This window comes from Bacteroides faecis (genome assembly GCF_020091505.1).
GTDB classification, from domain to species: domain Bacteria; phylum Bacteroidota; class Bacteroidia; order Bacteroidales; family Bacteroidaceae; genus Bacteroides; species Bacteroides faecis.
On sequence record NZ_CP081916.1, the window covers coordinates 151,873 to 172,110 of the forward strand.

General features: G+C 43.0%; 13 protein-coding genes, 1 tRNA gene and 1 pseudogene. 4 read left to right on the top strand and 11 right to left on the bottom strand.

Features of this window, described 5'->3' with window-relative positions; genetic code table 11:
* Positions 1 to 17 precede the first annotated feature (17 nt).
* Positions 18 to 1,427, top strand: a complete 1,410-nt coding sequence (locus K6V30_RS01020; protein ID WP_055270601.1) for a RagB/SusD family nutrient uptake outer membrane protein — start codon at positions 18 to 20, stop codon at positions 1,425 to 1,427.
* Between the two features lie 94 nt (positions 1,428 to 1,521).
* Here K6V30_RS01020 and K6V30_RS01025 read toward each other — a convergent pair.
* The 6 genes and pseudogenes from K6V30_RS01025 to K6V30_RS01050 form a co-directional block, all read right to left on the bottom strand.
* A pseudogene (locus K6V30_RS01025) lies at positions 1,522 to 3,183 on the bottom strand (IS1182-like element ISBthe2 family transposase).
* A gap of 190 nt (positions 3,184 to 3,373) precedes the next feature.
* Positions 3,374 to 4,033: a MarC family protein gene (locus K6V30_RS01030; protein ID WP_010535335.1), complete on the bottom strand. Its 660-nt coding sequence runs from the start codon at positions 4,031 to 4,033 to the stop codon at positions 3,374 to 3,376.
* A gap of 61 nt (positions 4,034 to 4,094) precedes the next feature.
* Positions 4,095 to 4,787, bottom strand: a complete 693-nt coding sequence (locus K6V30_RS01035; protein WP_055270364.1) for a YjjG family noncanonical pyrimidine nucleotidase — start codon at positions 4,785 to 4,787, stop codon at positions 4,095 to 4,097.
* Positions 4,788 to 4,889: 102 nt separating this feature from the next.
* Positions 4,890 to 5,744 carry a Cbp1 family collagen-binding glycoprotein adhesin gene (locus K6V30_RS01040; RefSeq protein ID WP_008763834.1) on the bottom strand — a complete coding sequence of 285 codons (855 nt, stop codon included), beginning with the start codon at positions 5,742 to 5,744 and terminating at the stop codon, positions 4,890 to 4,892.
* Between the two features lie 34 nt (positions 5,745 to 5,778).
* Positions 5,779 to 6,453, bottom strand: a complete 675-nt coding sequence (rsmI, locus tag K6V30_RS01045) for a 16S rRNA (cytidine(1402)-2'-O)-methyltransferase (RefSeq protein WP_008763835.1) — start codon at positions 6,451 to 6,453, stop codon at positions 5,779 to 5,781.
* A 6-nt stretch (positions 6,454 to 6,459) separates the two neighbouring features.
* Entirely contained in the window at positions 6,460 to 7,179 is a 720-nt protein-coding gene (locus K6V30_RS01050) for a hypothetical protein (protein WP_055270492.1), read from the bottom strand.
* Positions 7,180 to 7,320: 141 nt separating this feature from the next.
* Here K6V30_RS01050 and K6V30_RS01055 point away from each other — a divergent pair, with 141 nt between their 5' ends.
* The 3 genes from K6V30_RS01055 (at position 7,321) to K6V30_RS01065 (ending at position 9,239) form a co-directional block, all read left to right on the top strand.
* Positions 7,321 to 7,920 (top strand): thymidine kinase, encoded by a 600-nt coding sequence (locus K6V30_RS01055; RefSeq protein ID WP_008763837.1) that lies wholly within the window; start codon positions 7,321 to 7,323, stop codon positions 7,918 to 7,920.
* Between the two features lie 18 nt (positions 7,921 to 7,938).
* Complete coding sequence (locus K6V30_RS01060) at positions 7,939 to 9,072, top strand: AI-2E family transporter (RefSeq protein WP_008763838.1); 1,134 nt, start codon at positions 7,939 to 7,941, stop codon at positions 9,070 to 9,072.
* A 94-nt stretch (positions 9,073 to 9,166) separates the two neighbouring features.
* Positions 9,167 to 9,239 (top strand) — tRNA-Lys (locus tag K6V30_RS01065).
* 471 nt (positions 9,240 to 9,710) lie between these two features.
* On the opposite strand, the gene K6V30_RS01070 is transcribed toward K6V30_RS01065, so the two are convergent.
* From K6V30_RS01070 to K6V30_RS01090, 5 genes are read right to left on the bottom strand one after another with little or no spacing between them, the layout of a single operon-like run.
* Positions 9,711 to 10,142 carry a hypothetical protein gene (locus K6V30_RS01070; protein ID WP_055270366.1) on the bottom strand — a complete coding sequence of 144 codons (432 nt, stop codon included), beginning with the start codon at positions 10,140 to 10,142 and terminating at the stop codon, positions 9,711 to 9,713.
* Between the two features lie 35 nt (positions 10,143 to 10,177).
* On the bottom strand, positions 10,178 to 12,454 hold the full coding sequence (locus tag K6V30_RS01075; RefSeq protein ID WP_055270368.1) for a hypothetical protein: 2,277 nt from the start codon (positions 12,452 to 12,454) through the stop codon (positions 10,178 to 10,180).
* Positions 12,442 to 12,825 carry a hypothetical protein gene (locus tag K6V30_RS01080; RefSeq protein WP_070101325.1) on the bottom strand — a complete coding sequence of 128 codons (384 nt, stop codon included), beginning with the start codon at positions 12,823 to 12,825 and terminating at the stop codon, positions 12,442 to 12,444. Before K6V30_RS01080 ends, K6V30_RS01075 begins: the two co-directional genes overlap by 13 nt.
* Positions 12,822 to 19,310: a CotH family protein gene (locus K6V30_RS01085; RefSeq protein ID WP_055270370.1), complete on the bottom strand. Its 6,489-nt coding sequence runs from the start codon at positions 19,308 to 19,310 to the stop codon at positions 12,822 to 12,824. The genes K6V30_RS01080 and K6V30_RS01085 overlap by 4 nt, the downstream gene beginning before the upstream one ends.
* A gap of 4 nt (positions 19,311 to 19,314) precedes the next feature.
* Complete coding sequence (locus tag K6V30_RS01090; protein ID WP_055270372.1) at positions 19,315 to 20,226, bottom strand: hypothetical protein; 912 nt, start codon at positions 20,224 to 20,226, stop codon at positions 19,315 to 19,317.
* Positions 20,227 to 20,238 lie beyond the last annotated feature (12 nt).

A 20,238-nucleotide genomic window follows, 5' to 3' on the forward strand; every position in this document is an offset into this window, starting at 1 on the left:
TATAAACAGACTGAATAATGAAAAAAATATATTTACCCATTCTATTACTGACGTTGGCAGTATCCTCATGCGATACTTTCGACAAAGTGCCTTCCAGTGAATGGCCTTCAGAAGGTGCTATTAAGACTCTCGAAGATTTACAGTTTGCAGTTAACGGTGTTTATGAGTCTCAAACTTCTTCTATAGACGCGGGAACTAATCCACGTGGCAGCTACGCAGGTGATTTCTTCTTGTACGCCGACCAAAGAGGTAGCGACTTCAAAGCTATCGGTAGTAATAAACAAACTGTCGATGTATATGCTTACCAAGCTACTAAGAATAGTTCTGATTCATACTATTTCTATAAACGCTTCTATCTTTCTCTGGCAAGAATAAACAAAGTTTTGGAGGGAGTTAAGAAATCCGGTCTGGAAGGAGCTGAAGTTGATGTTCAGGTAGGTGAATTGTATGCTTTACGGGCACTTTTCCACTTTGACTTGGCCCGCTTGTTCGCTAAACTTCCTTGCAATGCACAGGCCAGCGATCCGGGCATCGTATTGTCTACAGAAGTTTTCGAATCCGGATATACAGCAGAAAGAGCTACTATTGCGAAAACTTACGAAACCATCCTGGATGACTTGAAGACTGCATTGGATAATCTCCCAGAAACCAGCAAGGTAGTAACTGCCGGTCATATCGACTATTGGGGAGCCCGTGCACTGAGAGCCCGTGCATATCTCTACATGAATGAGAACAGTAAAGCACTTGAGGATGCCAAATATGTAATCGAAAAATCTCCATACAAGCTGTACACCAGAGATGAATACGAAACAGTATGGACCAAAGTTGGAAGCAGTGAAAGCATTTTCGAGTTCCTGATTACCTCACTCTACAATGCACAACGTAACTCTCTCGGATTCTACACACATGCCGAAGGTTATGCAGAAGCCGGTATCACCGATGCATTCAAAACTTTCCTTCAAGAACGTCCGGAAGATGTTCGCAGCACTCTGATTGCTGAAGAAAGCGACGGTGGAGATAACGAAGGCTGGTATATCCAGAAGTATCCGGGACGCGACGGAGAAATATATGTAAATAATCCGAAAGTAATCCGCCTGTCCGAAGTATATCTGATTGCCGCAGAAGCTGCATTAAAAGCAGGTGGTGCTGATCCTGCCAACTATATCAATGACTTGCGTAAGCAAAGAATAGCCGGCTATGAAGACGTTGCTTCTGTTACTATCGATGATATTCTGACAGAACGCAGACTGGAACTTTATGGTGAAGGTCATAACGCCTGGGATACATGGAGAAACAAAAAGGCAGTAACGAATGCCCAAGTTCCGGCCGGTCCGATCAACTATGACGACTATCGTACCGTAATGCCTATTCCGGTTTCCGAGATCAATGTATCTAACGGTAAGCTGAAACAAAACGAAGGCTACTAATACACTGAAACCATTTTAATAACGAGGGGCTGTGTCAAAACTAAGGCACATCCCCTTCTTTTTTTAATATAAAATAGTCGTTCCTCTTTTTTGTCTATGCGACTATTTTTTCAGTAATTAGGTAATAAGGCTTAATATTCGTCGTATTTTGAGTCACACGTGGTCTGATAAAGATAAATATAGTGTGTGCACTCCTTCTCTTTCCTGCTTTTAGTAGTTTTGTACACATCTTTTTGATATTAAAAGCTATAGCAAAGAAGGCAAAGTCCATTGTAACCTTGTCTTCTCCCACATGCCGGAACCTTTTGTATGCCATGTTGTGTTTCATTTGTCCAAAAACTGCTTCCGGTTCTATACATCGCCTTCCCCTATGCCTGATGCCTTCTTCCGAGAGTAACCTTTCCCGTGCCTGCCGTTTGTATTAGTTTAACCGGTGGTTGACTTCTATCATACGGTTCCCCCGAGCTTTAAAGCAACTGCCACACAAAGGACACCCTTCACATCTTTGTGCTTTATATCGGGCACTTTCGGTGATGTATCCGCTTGCTGTTTTGTCACGTCTAGTTCCTATACGGTTCATGTGCTGCCCCATAGGACAAACGTAATAATCCTCCCCCGCATTGTAATGGAGACTCTCCGCATGGAATGGATTGGGGGTATAACGGGGACGCTGTTCTTTATGGAAGTAGTTGTATTTGACAAAGGCTTCTATCCCATTATCTTGCATGAACCGATAATTTTCTTCCGAGCCGTAACCGGAGTCTGCCACACCGACAGTTGGTAAGCGGTTATAGCGTTGCTCAAAGGAGTGGAAGAAAGGTATGAGGGTCAGTGTGTCGGTTGGGTTGGGAAACAGTCGGAAGTCTATGAGGAATTGGTTCTCGGTACCTATTTGCAGATTATATCCGGGTTTGGTCTGTCCGTTTCTCATGGCGTCTTCTTTCATGCGCATGAAGGTGGCATCAGGATCGGTCTTGGAGTAGGAGTTGCGTTCTCCAAGAGTATCAAGATGGTTGTCGTATTCTATCAACTTGTCACGGTACTCCTCAAGTTCCCGGACCTGTTTCTTCTTTTCCCGGATGACCTTCTTTTGTTCCTTGTCCTTTGTTACAGGCTGGTGTTCCAGCACCTCTTTAAGTTCATTCACTATATCTGAGAGCATGGCGGGAGTGAACTCTACGGGTGTATCTTTCATGGAGTTCTCTTGGGCTATGACTTCATCCACCTGCTCCAGGAGAATGCGGATCTTATCCATCAGCTTTGTACGGTTCTTTTCGACTGTCTTGCGCCAGACAAAAGTATATTTGTTGGCTTTGGACTCAATCTTGGTACCGTCGATATACTCTACGTCAAGGCTGATGAAACCTTTGTCGGCAAGGACAAGAACCAACTGCGTGAATACGGTATTTATTTCCTCTTTTACACGGTTTCGAAAACGGTTGATGGTAATAAAATCCGGATGTTCATTACCGGAAAGCCAGATATAATGAATATCACGTAGGAGAAGATTCTCTATTTTGCGGCACGAATAGATATTGTTCATGTAGGCGTAGATAATCACCTTAAGCATCATTTTAGGATGATAAGGACAACGACCGGTTGCTTTATAAAGCTTCTTGAAATTGTCAAGATTGAGATTATCAACAACAGTATTAACTATGCGAACCGGATCGTTCGCTGCTATGTTTTCATCAATTCTTCCGGGAAAAAGAACTGTTTGGTTGGGAATGTAAGGACGAAAATGTAACTTTGCCATAACGAAAAACTTTATGCCTAAAGATACAAAAACTTTGGGTAATAACAAAGCCCGGGCTTGTGAAAGTCTGGGCTTTGTGCATAAAAAAAGGTTGTGCCAGCGTTTTGACACAACCTCTCGCTTTTTATTTTTCATTTCCGAATTTACACATGAAAGTAATCTTATCCGTTCCTCCCCACAATACAGACTTCTACTTGCAGATACCGCTCAGCCCTTCTCTCACAATATCCGCCAATATCGGCTTCGCTCCACTCACAAAGCATTCCACTGCAATCACCATCAGAATCAATCCCATCAAACGCATCATCACATTATTTCCGGTCTCTCCCAGTACTTTCACCAGTCGGGTGGAAGCACGGAGAATGAAGAACGTCAGCAGATAAATCAAGGCGATTGTTCCGATCAATATACCTTTCATTGCATAAGTATGAGAATCCTGCATCAAAACGATGGCGTTAGCGATAGCCCCGGGACCACACAACATCGGAATTCCAAGAGGAGTAATGGAGATGTCATCGGCATAGGTTTTAATCTCTTCGTCTTTAAGTTTCATCGGAGTATACCGTGCCTGAAGCATATCAAAACCAATCTTAAAGATAATTACTCCACCGGCAATACGGAAACCATTGGTAGAGATACCGAAGAATTTGAAAAGGAACTGCCCGGCAAAGACAAACACCATCAACGTTATAAACGACACGATGGTGGCACGGCGCACAATAGCCTGCCGCTCCTTATCTGTCATTCCGTGTGTCATGGTCAGAAAGACCGGCATTGTCCCCAAAGGATTGGTCAGCGTAAAGAACGAAGTAAAACAAAGTAAGGCAAATGGCAGAAGCGTACTATCCATGATGTTATCGTATTTTATACATTTATTAAATACAACAAAAATACGACTTAATCCATAAAACCTACAATAAATTCATTAATTCTTTCAGTGAATGGATATGATAGGTAGGTTGAAAAGGAAAAGCGGTTCGTTCCGTCACATCATAGAAAGCCTGATGCATCCCTACCCCATGCGCTCCGGTAATATCGGCTTCCCAACTGTCACCGATCATTAACGATTCGCGTAACTCGGACTGGGTGGCAGATAAAGCAAAATAAAAGATTTCGGGCCAAGGCTTCAATATGCCGAGGTCCTCCGAAAGAATGATCTTCTTAAAATAACGATCTACTCCTGCCGAACGCATCTTGCGCGACTGCAGTTCGCGGAAACCATTGGAAAGGATATACAGATTATACTGCGGCGCAAGATACTCCAACACTTCTTTGGCATGGGGCATCAGACCGCTTTTGGTAGGAATAATGGCAAAGAAATCTTCCGAGAAACGTTCTGCCAAAGCCTCATCCTCCACTCCTACTGCCTGTAAGGGATAAAAGAAACGCTGGCGGTTCAGTTCCTCCTTTGTCACCTTTCCCTTTCCATATTCAAGCCAGAGTTCGGTATTGCGTCGTTGATACAGTGTATAATAATGATCGAATGAATCAAAATAGCGGTCAAATGAATATTTCTGATATACTTCTTCAAAGGTGTCGCGTGCATTTCGTGAGAAAGCCCAGATGGTGTCATCCAGGTCAAAAAAGAGATTTTTATATTTCATTGGCTCCGTGATATATATAATATGAGAAATAAAAAAGCCAATGTGCTAATTTCTTGAATTCAGGAATCAGCACATTGGCAATTCTAACCAGGTATGTCTACCTTATTTTACCTGAATAACCAAGTATCTGGATACGCTCCAGAATTCGGCAGGATTAGTAATTTTCAAAGTCAGCTGACCTTTGTCATCTTTCACCAGTTCATAAGAACCTGTCGGATGAGTAGTCAACAACTCAGCACGTTTGGAGTACAACTTGATTTCTTTTGTTGTACGGATATCGATCTGAGTAAAATAATCCTTGTTGAAATCAGCGCTCTTCAGCACGTCACCGCTCTGAAGAATCTTCTGGGCTTTCAACTCTGATTTTGTTCCGAATACGAACCATGCGGCATTCAGACTCTTATCCTGTTCGGCAACGGTTTTAGCTTTCGCTTCGTTTTCGGCAGCCAAAGATTCTTTGGCAGCAGACAGGTCGCTGACAGCTGCATCCAGTTCCTGGATACGAATGTTCTTAGACGCCAGTTCAGTCTGAAGTTCTTCGATACGTTGTTGTTTAGCTTTCAATTCAGCAGTCAGAGCTTCTACAGCTTTCTTCATCTGAGTAGAGTTATACTTGCTGTTTTTCAGCTGAGCTTCCAGTTTTGCAATCTGAGCTTTGTTTTCTTCCATTTGCTTGGAGATGAATTCGATATCAGAAGCAATCTGTTGCTTGGCACTGGCTGAATTTTCGGTAATAGTACCACGCTGCAAGTCCACACGGCTTTCGGCAGCATTGATCTTACGGAATCCTTCCTGCACTTCATTGAAAGTTCCCATCATATCATCCAATTCAGCGTTACGCTGTGTCAATTCCATTAAAAGAGAGTCATTTTCAGCCTTAAGGTCTTTGCTTCCACCTTTAAAGTCACACGAAGCCAACATGGCTGCGCACATAAATAAAACTGCTAACTTTTTCATACGTTTACGTTTTACGTTTTTAAATGAAGTTATTTTAATCGTCTATTCCTGCTAATACTATCACAATCTCGCCCCGGGGCTCGGTAGCGGTAAAGTGTTCTATCAATTCCGCCAAACTTCCCCGAACGGTTTCTTCGTGGAGTTTGGAAATTTCGCGAGACACGGTTGCCTGACGTTCAGTGCCGAAATATTCGGCAAACTGTGTCAACGTTTTCAACAAGCGGTGAGGCGATTCATAAAACACCATCGTACGATGTTCTTCTGCCAATGCCTTCAGTCGTGTCTGTCGTCCTTTCTTCTGAGGGAGGAACCCTTCGAAGCAGAACTTTTCATTCGGCAGTCCCGATGCTACCAGTGCCGGAACAAAAGCTGTCGCTCCCGGCAAACATTGCACTTCGATACCGTTGCGCACACATTCGCGGACTACCAAAAATCCCGGATCAGAAATCCCGGGTGTTCCGGCATCCGAAATCAATGCCACGGTTTCACCTGCCTTTATTCTATTAACAACACTTTCCACCGTTTTATGTTCATTAAATTTATGGTGAGATTGCATTGCGTTCTTTATTTCAAAGTGTTTCAGCAAAATACCGGAAGTACGTGTGTCCTCTGCCAAAATCAGATCGACCTCTTTCAGCACCTTGATTGCCCGAAAGGTCATGTCCTCCAGATTTCCTACCGGCGTAGGTACTACATATAACTTTCCCATAAACTTTTATGCTGATTGATTAAAATACTTTTTTAGCAACTCCAGAAAGTCGGTCATCGCCTCATTCTCTTCGTTTACGCTGACTTTCGAGGCAAGAAATGCCACGGCAGTCTTATAAGAACTCATGACTGATATCTGCTCGATAACACGGTTCATCAGTTCAGGGTCTCCGCCGAATATCTCACGTGAGAAACGGAAAGAATCATTCAGGCTGATGGAATGACGTAATCCGGCAGCCATCTTTATGCTTTCGCCCAATACGGCAGCTTTCGGCTCCTCTATCAGAAGCGATTCGTCGTCTTCCGACTCATCTTCCACTTCTTTCTCTTCCATTTCGTCTTCGACAACAGGTTCCTCAATTACTGTTTCTTCCACAACAGCCTGCGGTTCCTGTACTATCACAGGTTCATCTTCTCCCAGCGCTGTCGCTTCATTCTCTTCCACGACCTTCTCTTCTATTACCGGATATTCAATTTCCTCTATTACAGGAGCTTGTTCTTCAACAATGGGGACTTCACTTTCCACTTCCGCTATAGCGGAAGGCGAATCTTCCACCGGGACAGCTTCTATCTCTTCCGACAACTGCTCCAAACGATCCTGCATACGCAGGATGCTCCGCTTCAACAGTTCAGACAAAGTCTGAGTCGGCTCTTTAGAAAACGTATCCATGAGGAACTTCAGCTCATGAACATCCAGCTCAATATCTGTTAATAGCTTCTGTTTCATTTCCATCCATTGTTATTATGGTGCGAATGTAGGAATAATTTATGCAATAACTTAAAATAATGGATAATTTAACAGTTCTTGTACATCGAATTGTTTACCTTTGTCCATTCATTTATTAAATCAAGAAAGCACAAAAATCACATGGTATTATTTTCAGAAGACCACATACAAGAGACCAGAAGAAGAGGTAGAATAGAGGTAATCTGCGGTTCAATGTTCTCCGGAAAGACGGAGGAGCTGATTCGCAGAATGAAAAGAGCCAAGTTTGCACGCCAGCGTGTAGAGATATTCAAACCGGCCATCGACACCCGTTATTCGGAAGAAGACGTGGTATCACACGACAGTCATTCCATCGCATCCACCCCTATCGATTCATCGGCAAGTATCCTGTTGTTCACTTCTGAAATAGATGTAGTAGGCATCGACGAAGCACAGTTCTTTGATGACGGACTGATTGACGTATGCAGACAGCTTGCCAATAACGGTATCCGTGTCATCATCGCCGGACTGGATATGGACTTCAAAGGGAATCCCTTCGGACCGATGCCTCAATTATGTGCCATTGCCGACGAGGTCTCCAAGGTTCATGCTATCTGCGTGAAGTGCGGTGATCTGGCATCTTTCTCTCATCGTACCGTCAAGAATGACAAGCAGGTACTTTTAGGAGAGACAGCCGAATACGAGCCGCTTTGCAGGGAGTGCTACCTCCGTGCACGGGGAGAGGACGGACAGAAGATATAAACTCTATTTAAAACATATATGGAAAGAAAGAAGATAACATTCGACAGTTTTATACGTGGTTCCATCGGATGTGTACTGGTGGTAGGGATACTAATGCTTGTGGAACGGCTCAGCGGAGTGTTATTACCTTTCTTTATAGCCTGGTTGATCGCCTACATGGTTTATCCGTTAGTCAAGTTTTTCCAGTATAAGCTACGGTTAAAGAGCCGTATTGTTTCTATCTTCTGCGCCTTGTTTCTGATTACTCTTGTCGGAATATCCTTATTCTATTTGTTGGTGCCTCCCATGGTTTCGGAAATAGGCAGGATGAATGACTTACTGGTAACCTACCTCACCAATGGAGCCGGGAATAATGTACCCAAGAATCTTTCCGAATTCATTCATGAGAATATTGATCTTCAGGCGCTCAACCGTATATTAAGCGAAGAGAATATTCTTGCAGCCATCAAAGATACGGTGCCCAGAGTGTGGGCCCTGCTTGCGGAATCGCTCAATATCCTGTTCAGCATTCTCGCCTCCTTTATCATATTATTATATGTAATCTTTATATTGCTGGATTATGAAGTCATAGCCGAAGGATGGCTGCATCTGCTGCCCAACAAGTATCGTACCTTCGCATCCAACCTCGTACATGATGTACAGGACGGCATGAATCGGTATTTCCGTGGTCAGGCACTGGTTGCCTTTTGTGTGGGGATTCTGTTCAGTATAGGCTTCCTTATTATCGATTTTCCGATGGCTATCGCTCTAGGGCTTTTCATTGGAGCGCTTAATATGGTTCCTTACCTGCAAATCATCGGTTTCCTCCCTACGGTCCTATTGGCGATCCTTAAAGCTGCCGATACGGGAGAGAATTTCTGGATTATTATAGCATGCGCACTGGCAGTCTTCGCTATCGTCCAAATTATACAGGATACTTTCCTCGTCCCCAAAATCATGGGAAAGATTACGGGACTGAATCCCGCCATCATCCTTTTATCCCTTTCTATCTGGGGTTCATTAATGGGAATGCTGGGTATGATCATTGCCTTGCCTCTGACCACTTTGATGCTTTCCTACTATCAACGCTTTATTATCAACAAAGAAAGAATAAAATATGATGAAGTAGAAACTACTGATAATCAAGAAACAAGCGATAAAGAGGAAAAATAATTGGAACTTTTTTCTACGAAACACTTGCAAATTAAATAAAAGTAACTACCTTTGCACCCGCAATCAGGAAATAACTGATTCGCAAATAAGGATTGATTCGCTAGCTCAGCAGGTAGAGCACAACACTTTTAATGTTGGGGTCCTGGGTTCGAGCCCCAGGCGGATCACTGAAAACAAAAGAAAAAATCAAGCAAATCCCTGATAATCATACATTATCAGGGATTTCTTTTTTCTGGCAGGTAGCAGAAAATAGCCGTTTCAAGCATATTATTGGTGGATAAATCGTGGGACTAAAATTTAGTTCAAAAAAGTCCCACGAATTCGCATCTTTCTGTATGCTTGTAGAAACGGCAAAACGATTTGTTAGAGTTTCCCAAATCATTTTGTGACGTTTTTATTCTTGTTAACGTAAAACGAAATGTGCGTTTTGAATAGAAATACTCTTCTTAATCATAGCTTAAACAAATATTATAATCATCCTATATTTTAATAAAACGCAATCTTATCCCATATTCCTTTCTTCTATCTAATTATTAATACTATCTTTGTTCACTCAAAAGCTAAGGGATTCTTTCCCTTTATTTTGTTTTGTTTGTGTTATTAAACCGCTAACTCGTGATGAGCAGGCGGTTTTCTTTTTAATAGAAGCGCATCCAAGCGAAGTACGTGCTATTCTCTAAGTAGTTACTATCCTTCTCCGACAGTCGGGCTTCCCGTTCAAATGAAATCAGCCGATAGGCATCGTAATCTTCCCGGCAGTCAGCGAGAACACTAGCGATCATCTTACGGATACACCACTCGAGGATATACCATACATAGAACGTAGCCACGGAACAGATCAACCACCATGCCGAGTAATTCCAGATTAGCATTACGATCCAGATAAGCAATCCGGATGCAACAGTCAGTTCAATCCACTGCCGGGCATGAGTACATTCATGATTGATAGTTGACTGCCTGGCCTCAGTTTTTGACCATTTCGTAAACACCCACGCAAGCAGCGTGATAGTTGAGTAGCCGGCAAACAATAAATGTTTTGCAATCCAGCTCCTGTAAAATACCTTTTTCATAAGTTCTATTGTTTCTATAATAAATAATCGATTTCCTAACTAAACGAACCTCCGGATGTACAATCTGATAAAACCTGCCATGTGCAATTATTTCTATCCAATGCTTCAGTTACAGCAAGAAATTGTATAGTTCCTCCCCTCCCCATATCTATTTCAGTCGTTAGTTTTAATCCGTAATCACCGATATTCAGCGGATGATACATCTTCCCTTTTATCTTTACGACAGGAGAGGCTCTTGTTTTAACCGAATAATCATATATTGTAAGAACTGTACCGACGTATTTTCCATCAGTCGGCAAGTTGATTACATATAGATATGATTTAGTCAAGTCCCCTCCGGATTGTAGATTAAAGGAATCGGATACAGTATACTCTTTAGTGACAGGATCTTGAACAGCTCCTTCTCCGAATGTCTTGAATGGGATTTTTAAGTATCCGGAGAATGTTCCGCTATCAGCATTAACTTCACCGTTCACTTTGACTTTTGCTTTTCCATCCTCTACCGATACAATGAATTTATCATCAATGTTGATACCGGTGGTCATGATAGCTTCAACTAAAAGTTGACCGCTAATCTGGACACGTTCACCTTCAATCTTGATACCTGATGCGTCGGCATTGATAGCGGCGAGGATTGTATTTGGATTACCGTCCTTATCTTCACCCATGACCTCCACTTTCCATTCTTTTGCGTTCTGAGTTACCTGGGTGCCTATTTCTTTAATGATGTCCCCTTCAGCATCTGTAACTGACTGTTTGAACTTACTAGTCAGTTCTTCCGCAGTTTGATTGAGCTCAGACTTATGACTTTCAGTTGTAGCATCAATCTCTCCGTTAGCATGTATCGTTTTCTGTTGAACGTTCTCTTCGAACTTGGTTGTCAGGTTCTTCGCAGTTGCTTCAATTTCTGATGTGGCCGTATTCTTAGAGATAATGATCGCCCCGTCAGCTTCCTTTGTTTTCTCCTCTACATTCTTGTTGAAGGTTACTGTTAATGCTTCAGCGGATGCCTTGATGTCTGATTCAGCCGATTCCTTTTTATTAGTGATCGCACCGGTAGCCTCTTCTGTCTTTTCTTCTACTGTTTTCTTGAATTGCAGATCAAGTTGCTCAGCAGTCATGTTTAATGATGACTCAGCGGCTTTCTTTGCTTCGGATATCGCACCGGTTGCCTCTTCTGTTTTAGTATCTACCAGGTTGGTAAATGCAAGTATAAAGTCCTTGGCTGTGAGTTGAAGCGTACCGGTTGCTTCTTCCGTTGCTGTTGAGATAGCACCCAGAGCATTCGTCGTTTCGGTATTAACCTTATGGGTAAAGTCAGCAGACAACTTCTCATAATTGACATTAAACTCAGAAGAAAGTTCTTCGATTTTGGTCACATGTTCACCTGCGGTGGTAGCTGATCCGGCAGCAGAGCTAGCAGAATCAGAAGCTTCCTTCGCGTACTTGATCACTTCCTGCCATTTGCCGGTAATTCCATCCTCTCGAATCTGGAAGTCACCCCGTATCTGAATTTCACGACTGTTCAACTCATCTTCGATTGTTTTGTCATTATGAAGAATAAATGTACCCCGGATGATCACACCGTCAGCGATCAAGCCGAACCAGCGTTTCACACCCCCTACAGCTTCTTTTGCCCACGCGGGAATCAGACCGATATCCGCATGTCCAAGGACGCATTTTACATGCTCCGGATCAGAATAAGCCGCCCAGCTGTCGATTCCGTCATAGAAGTACTGACAGTTGGTTTTCGATGAGATACGGATGAATGATTGACGCTCTTCGTCAGTGATATTCCCTACGCGCACAATGATCATGTGCTGGTAAGGAACTGAATCGCCTTCCGCTTCGAGTAGAATGGATTGGTCACCGCTTGACGGATCAGAGATGGCAGTAAGCTTCTGGACGGAGTAGATTACACCGCTGTTGGCGGGATTGTGATAATACCCTAGCAACAGGTCATTTTCGGCAAGCGGATTGTAGTCACCCTCTCTCAGATCAGGATAAACGGTGAATGTCCCGTCTCCGTTGTCTATGCTGGAGGCTATCTTGATACTGCTTGATATGATCTCTTCATCTTCTGTTACCCGGATTCGGTTGTGGACAAACTCATTCGTGATGAACTTGTCACGAACGAAGACTGACTTGAACTCTGCGTTACCGAGCTTGTCTACTATCCAGCCCGATACGCCTGAGACGAATGTGCTTACCCATTCATCTACTTCTTCCCCGGCAGCATTCAAGATCTTTTTCCCTGTTGCTTTTGCTGAGGAGATGAATCCCCAGATACCGGTGTTGATTAGTCCTGCCATTCTGTTCCTCCTATCATTTGAGTTAAGAGTGCCACCTGCTTTTCCAGTCTATGGTAGTCAGCTACGGTGATTCTCTTTTTTTGTTCTACATCAGATTCCGGTTCATCCTCGATGGTTATCGCTTCTTCAATATCTGTGTCTTCTAGTGGCGTATCCTCGTCGATAAGAATGGTTTCTTCGTCAGTAGGATCATCTATTTCTTCATAATGTTCCGGAAGTTCCAAGAGTGGTTCGGGTAGTTCTTCACCTGACAGATAGTAGGTGTATCCGAGATAGATTTCATTACCGAACAGTTGCCCGTCACTAATTCTACGGAGTACTTTGCCTTCGTCCGCAAGAATGTGTCTATTGTTTAATTTATCTATTTTCATATTTCTTCCTCCGGGAAATCGGTTGCAAATTGACTCATAGGCTTAATTCTGCCCGCTAACACGGTCCAGTTGGTTGCTGTTTTGTAGGCGTCTACTGATTCGTCAGGGACATAGATAGAATAACGATAGATGTTCGAGTTACTAAAAGTGGTCGTTTCTATAGTTTGAGGTATAGCCGAATTTGAAATGATATACTTCAAGTCAAACCCTAGACTGTCAAACGAATACCGGCCTAAACTCGATGATATCGACGGAAGTACTACGCTATTCATTTTACATTCGTTACAGAAATAATTCATTGCTGTGACCGGACAATTATCAATTAATCCGGCAGGCAAATCTTTTATTTTCGAATATTGAAAGCAGCCATCAAAGTTTGATGCCTTTTTGTTGTTAATAAATAGATTCGCCGGAACCGATTCTAGTAAAGATCTAGAAAAACAACCTTGTGCTTTACCCCAGTTATCAAATCCCCCGAAAACTACCGCATTTGAACAATAGTAAAATAATCGTTCCGGAACTGAAGTGATCTTCGTGCTGGCAAAACATAAATTGAAATTAGAAGCAATTACATTATATTTAAATATATCCTCTGGTATTGAAGATAATAACGTTTTTTCAAAAGCACCCTTAAATTCTCGTGCTTCCGTACAGTGATCAAACAGCCCGACAGGGATTGATGTTATTGGAACACTATAAAATACATTATTAAAAATAAATGCTTTTACACAATTATCAAACAGCCCCTGCGGAATAGATGTTAAACCTGTACCACTGAAACAACTGGAAAAATAATTTCTTTCAGTGTCATTCTTCAATATAAGCCCTACATATTTCAACATTGAAAACCCGGAGAATTCTAAGCCATTTACATTGCTGTCTCCTATGCTCCAATATGCAACAAGAGATAGCTTGCTTATTGTATTTGCATAGGTCACATTACTACAGTTTTTTATTTCTACCTGATGAAAGTCTGAAGTATTGTATGTATGTGCACAGGTTTGTTTTCCTGTCCCGGATGCATTGTCTTCCGTCCCATCTCCCCATGAAATAATATAATCAGTAGTATCTGATGTGACATCAAGAGAGACGCTTTCCCCGGTAACTAACATTTGAATATTCCCATTTTCTATCGGCTTGAATGATTCAATGTCTAATGTCATGCCGGCATTGACTGTCGCATTGGTCAGGTTAACAGTAACACTACCCGTAACGTTGAAGTATCCGCCTTTAGATACAGTGTATTCATGAGTTTTCTTACTTCCTATTACCAATACAGCTTCTCCAGACGCGTCAGTAACTCCTGTTTTTCCATCGCATTGAACAGTAGCTCCCGGTAGAAGTACAGTACCGTCTTTTACTATGAATTTAACTTCGACCGTGTTTGGTTCTACATATACAGTTAAGGATGTTGCAGACGTCCCGACAGTTATATTGCCCGTATTTTCATAATATGTGTCATGGGTAACAGAATACTGATATGTTCCTTTTCCCAATGATAAAGTACATTCACCGTACTGGTTGGTCTCTCCTGTTATTCCATTACATTTTACGACAGCACCTTCTATGAGTAGTGAATTGTATTTTACGATGAATTTAACATCCACGACACCATACACAGATACAGTGTTTGTTGTATCAGATGTTATGGCACCAAATGAGAAGGTATTGCTTGCATAGCCATAAGCTGATACGATTCCGGATACAGCAGTACCCCCACGAGGTAAAATAACATATCCGTCTGCATCAGAGATGTATGATTGATCTCCAATTGTAACAGTAGCACCTTGAACATATACCGATTGGTTATAAACTTTCACCTGAATCTTTCGCAGTGGAATATATGTCACAGTATAACTTTGAGAACGCGTACCGGCTACAAGATATGAGCCTTTATAATCTTCGTGATTATCGCATTTGAATGTGAAATCAATTGTTATATTATCTTCAGAAGTTACCTTGTATGTATATTCATTTATCTTCTCCACTTCATAGTCACATTCCAAAGTTGAATTTATAAGAGACTTGCTCTGAGAAGATTTAAAGGTAAAAGTCGTCACAGGAGCAGGTTTCAATTGACCGTATGTGATAGCCAATTCGGGAAATGCCACCTTCAGTTTATTGATTTGCGCGTCAGTAGCTACGGAGACATAGCATTTACCGGTAATAACTGCCATATCTACGTTGTTGCCATTTTCATCAACTCCTTTCAAACTCATTAGCTTTATGATCGAATTTAAAGTAGGCAGTAACCAGTCTACTCCAATCAGCCGGATACGCTCTAATTTCATATCATCTAAAGCAAAGCATCTGTCAATGATAGATAATACACTAGCCTTGTTGGTGTTCTCCCATCTGATTGTTGAAAGGTTCTGTACCCCGTCAAGGATCAATCCTGCATCAGTAATATTGATCTGATTAAGTATTGTCAGGCTGGTAACGGTTTCCGGCAGGTGCATTGTACGCATATTCCCGGCAGCCGGCAGAAGTACCGCAGTTGTTGAAGTACCTTGCGCATACAGTTCTTCAATGTTATCGCATCCGGATACGTCAATAGGCTGCGTGTAACCCGGACAGTTCGCTATGTTAAGCAGCTTAAGCATACGGTTGTTACCGACATACAGTACTGTCATATTCCGGTTCTGATACCCTTCAACGATCGATCCGATGACGAGTTCCTTTAAACGGGTCATCTTTGATACGTCAACCGAACCGGGATACAGGGCAGACAGATCACCCAAAGAAGTGATCAATGAAGCTCCATAGATGATCATTTCTGTATCATTGAAAGTCATGCCTTGTGGAGCGACCATTTTGAAACTCTCGTTGAATCCGACACGCTGTGATCTGGTGGCCGATCCCCATTTGACATTGAAGTACATCGCATTGAATGAAGTCAGGGTGAGGTCAGCGCATGGTGCTACTCCGGTCCAGACAGATGGAGTATAGGTTCGGAATACAGCCGTATCACTCAGGATTGATCCGGCAAGGAATTTGCTGTCAAGATACAGAAAACGGTTTTTCCATATCCATTTACCGTATAATTCACGGCTTCCCTGAAGAGCGTAAAGATATGCCCCGGTCTTGACAATCTGAGGATTCTCATGCGATTGAGAGTAATCCAGATAGCCTTCAATAAGCGGTTGTTCGTATTTGAAATAGCCGTCTTCGTTGTAGATCGCTTCACTCCATTTCTCCGCCTGCCGGGTATACAGGCAGTCTATCATCTTGTCATACGAAAAAATGCCACGCTGGCGCATTGTATAGTACATTTCACGGATATCGTCGGCGAACGCTTCCTCAACGAGCTTCCACAATTCCGAGTCAGCGCCATTCCAGACATTCTTATTGCCAATCGTATCCTGTATCTCTACATTATAAAGAAACTCAATTACGGCCTCGTTGTTAATAGGGATAAGGGTATCGTTATCATAGAAGATAAACGACCACTTGCCGTTACCAATCCGGGTGAGGAACATATTTTTGGCACGCTGGTCGGTCATACCAAGTGCAAGGGTGATGAGTGCGTAGAAAACAACATTGTCCTTATCAAAGTACTGACTGAACTCAGACTTGAATTTCTCTACGTTACCCTTACAGCTATGTACCCATTCAAATACTTTCCGGACATTGGTTATATCAGTATTGCCGTCCGGATACCGGGCTTCAATATTGTTTTCCCATCCGGTCATATCACCGGTTTTAAATAGAGTAAGGTCGGAAGTATTGTTCAGAAACTCCCAGCTTTCATCACCTTCTTTAAAACCGAAAGTATTCTCAGCAGCCTTATCCGTATTCAGATTCACCTTCCCGATGAATACAGGTTCGGAATCTGCCGTTTCCTTGTGGAATAACAAGCATGGACGCCCGGCAACTGTCGTACGAACCTTCGGATTGGCTTTTTGTGCATCAGTCAGGATGTTCATTTCCTTAAGCATGGTGTCGATCATATTTGCCACACCCGTATTATGCGTTCCGGAAGATTCCGCGAAGTCGGTTTTGACACAGAATACGGCTGCCGGCAGGACGTCGTCGGTTACCTGGTATGAATCCTCCTTCATTCCGGTTTCTGTGTAGGTGATCCCGTCTATAAATTCAAACTTATTATTCTTGCGGGGATAATACTGTGAGGATGTACCCTGAACATTGTTCTTTATGTCTGCGATCCAGTCTAACGAAGAATTGACAGAAGAGAACAGATAGACCTTATTCGTTTTCTTGTCTCCCTTGTATTGTGGTAGGTCACCTTCGAATACAAGGCAGTCGATCATCTTGTTTACTTTCTGAAAGGATACGCTGCCGTAGTCGTCGTAGATCTGATTACGCAGGTACAGGTCACGCTTCTTCTCTACATCGTCCATATCGGCAATGTAATTATCAAGCAGCTGGTACCGGTTCAGGTTATTGTTGTACGACCTGATGTTGTAGATGTCTATTGTGGCGTCAGAGCAGCCGATGGTGATATATACAGGAACAGACTGCATGAAGTTGTCCGCATCCGGATATTGCATGGAGCCGGACTTGATGCCGTTTACGTAGATGCCTACTAACCGGTTATCCGCTCTTTTCTCTACGACGAAGGCCAGCCTGATGCGTTCTTCATCTTTGAATCGTGTGTCAATAGAGCTTTGCTCTGATTTAAGCAAGGCTGTCTGAGATGTGATCTGAATGCCACGATCCCCGGACCAGCAGGAGATGACAGGAGTATCGTAGTTATATACGTCATGTACGGTAAACTCGAATTCTATCGTTTTACCGGTTGCCCGGAAATCGGAGGCGAATAGGTGTAACGGAAGAGTTACCGATGCCCCACCACTGACACGGAGGCAGGAATAACCGTTATCATCTTTTACCCAGCCATTATTTTTCCAGTTGAATCCTGAGAATACCGCTGCTATTTCGTTGAACTTCCATTCTTCCTTGTTGGTATCGGAGTTGCTACGGTTCTGTGAAGTGAGATAGAGTTCCAGATCCTGTGTCTCCGGTTCTACGATAATAGGTGATTCGGTGACATTTATATTAAAGGTTTTCGAGACGCTTCCACAGGTGATTGTCAGAGTTAATGTACCGGCATCGTTAGCCCGGTAGCTCCATGACTGCCGTGTTCGGTCTACGGTTTGACCGGATATGATCTTACCGTTAGCGGATAATGTGATCTCGCTATTGGATGAAGCGGGAGAATAAACGATGAACGGGATGAGTAATGTATCGTATTGTTCAATCTCTGTAACGCGGAAAGAGGATGCGATGACAGGGGTATTGCTTCCCGATGATATACAGATAATATCGTAAAGCAGATGCTCGCTTTCGATGTTTGTTTCATCAACGGTAGCGGTTGCATATACCTCTAATGTATGTGCACCATGCGCTTGTGACGGAATGCTGTATGTCTGCTGACGGTTGCTGATAGCGGTCTCAATGGTACCGATTTCCTTGCTGTCGATCTTAAAGTGAATCACTTTGGTTAGTGATCCGACGGGAGTATAGACAAATGAGACCGCTCCGGTATAAGCCTTCGAATCGTCAAAGGTAGACGTTACAGAGATGCTTACTGCGCTGATCTTGAATGTCAGTTTGCGAGTAGCTCCGTAGCTGTCAGTAACCTGTACGACGAGTACGTTATCACCGAGTGACAGGTATTTGCCGATGTTGAAACTCACTTCGCCTTGATTGATCGTTTCAGAGGCCACCTGCTTACTGTTTAGGGTGTAGGTGGCAATGCCTTCTCCCGTCTCTTCTCCGGACAAGGTAGATGAGTATGTGTACTTGATCAGTGCCTCCTTGCCGTGAACGGCGGTCATGTTTGACGGAGTGACAAAAGCAAGAGTGAGCTTTGTTCCTCCACCGCCTGCAGCAGCTTTCACGGGATAGAACACGCCGGCACGCTTTTGCATTATGTAGTTGCCGTCGGGAACTAGATCGAATGATTCATCTGTGTTATCCATCTCACCTAGTGAGGTAGAACCGAATCCACTGTTTTTAGGAACCTCTGTTAATCCTATTGCCATAACATTATTATTTTCGGGATTTTCTTTTTCTGATTCTGTTACTCCGTAATCGGTATCGGCCATGACCACAACACCGCCTTTTAGACGGGTCAACTTTTCGACGTTCAAGCCACCGCTTTCGATGTCAATGTCCCCTTTGGAAGTGACGCCTTTTTCTAATGTATCCTTGATGCCTTTTTGAAGATATCTGTCATCAGCATAAGATTGAGAGGCGACCGGTTCCAGTTTAAAGTGTTTCTTACCGTCTTGAATGGTGATTGATTCGTCAACCACAAGGGTGTACAAGTTTGTCTTTCCGCTTTCTTTGACTGTTATTATCTGACCGTCATAAGGGAAATATGCCTCCTCTTCAAGATTCTGCGCGTAACGGTCAGCTTCTTCCTTTGACTCCCAGTTATCAGTTGAGTCGATAGCTCGTCCGGTTGTTCTTCTATATTGAGCAGCGAAGCTTGAACCTTTTATATTCAGTTTTACCATATCCTTATACTATTTTAAAAGTGAATGTATCCGGGTCGTTGAGTCCACCGGTTTGTAAGTACCACATGTTGTAGTCAATAGCTTCGCTACCGTTTGCGCCTTCTACTGATATTTTGATAGGACCTATGCAATATTCTTTATCTTCTGCAAAGTTGGCAGGGTAAGAAGTCAAAGATAGTTCTGATAGTGTGCCTGAAGGAACACATACAGCTACTATTTTCCAGTTGGATGCAGGAAACTTAAAGGTACCGGGACCGGTATAGAATCCGCTTGTGCCTAATGCCCGCGCATCGGCAGATGTCTGAGGAATTGAGTTACATACTCCTGCGAACCATTTGCGTTTGACGTTCACGCTGATCTTATTGGTCAAGATCGTTTCGTTTATATCTCCGTCGTCAGAAGCGGCATATACGACCGTAGCAGTATAAGTTTCCCCTTTGGTATAATTGCCTTGTAACTGCCTTGTTGCGATTTGGATTGCAGTATCATCACCTGCAAATTCCAGTACGTTTTCTTCTTGATTGTCATAATATGCTTTAGTCATCGGACCATTATCATTGCGGGTAGCGGTATAAGTCAGAGTACCCTTAGCTGATCCAAACTCAACATCATTAGCGGTTGAGAGTTTACCTGCCAATGTTGCCGGAATAGGCGCATAAAGCATTTTACGGAATATCTGTTCATATCTCATTCCACTAGGCAGAACACTGCCTGTTATAATATGTCCCACAGATGGTGAATTGACACGGATATCTCTACTTATACCTGTATCTGATCCATTTCCAATTCCAGCCCCTCCAGCATTGCCTGACACAGGGACAGCAGCAGACGAAGCGGACTGTCCGGCTTCACGTAGCCTTTTGCTGCGTGGAACGGACTTCCGTTCTGAAATGAGTATATTATATTGCTTCTTCATATTCCTTCATGA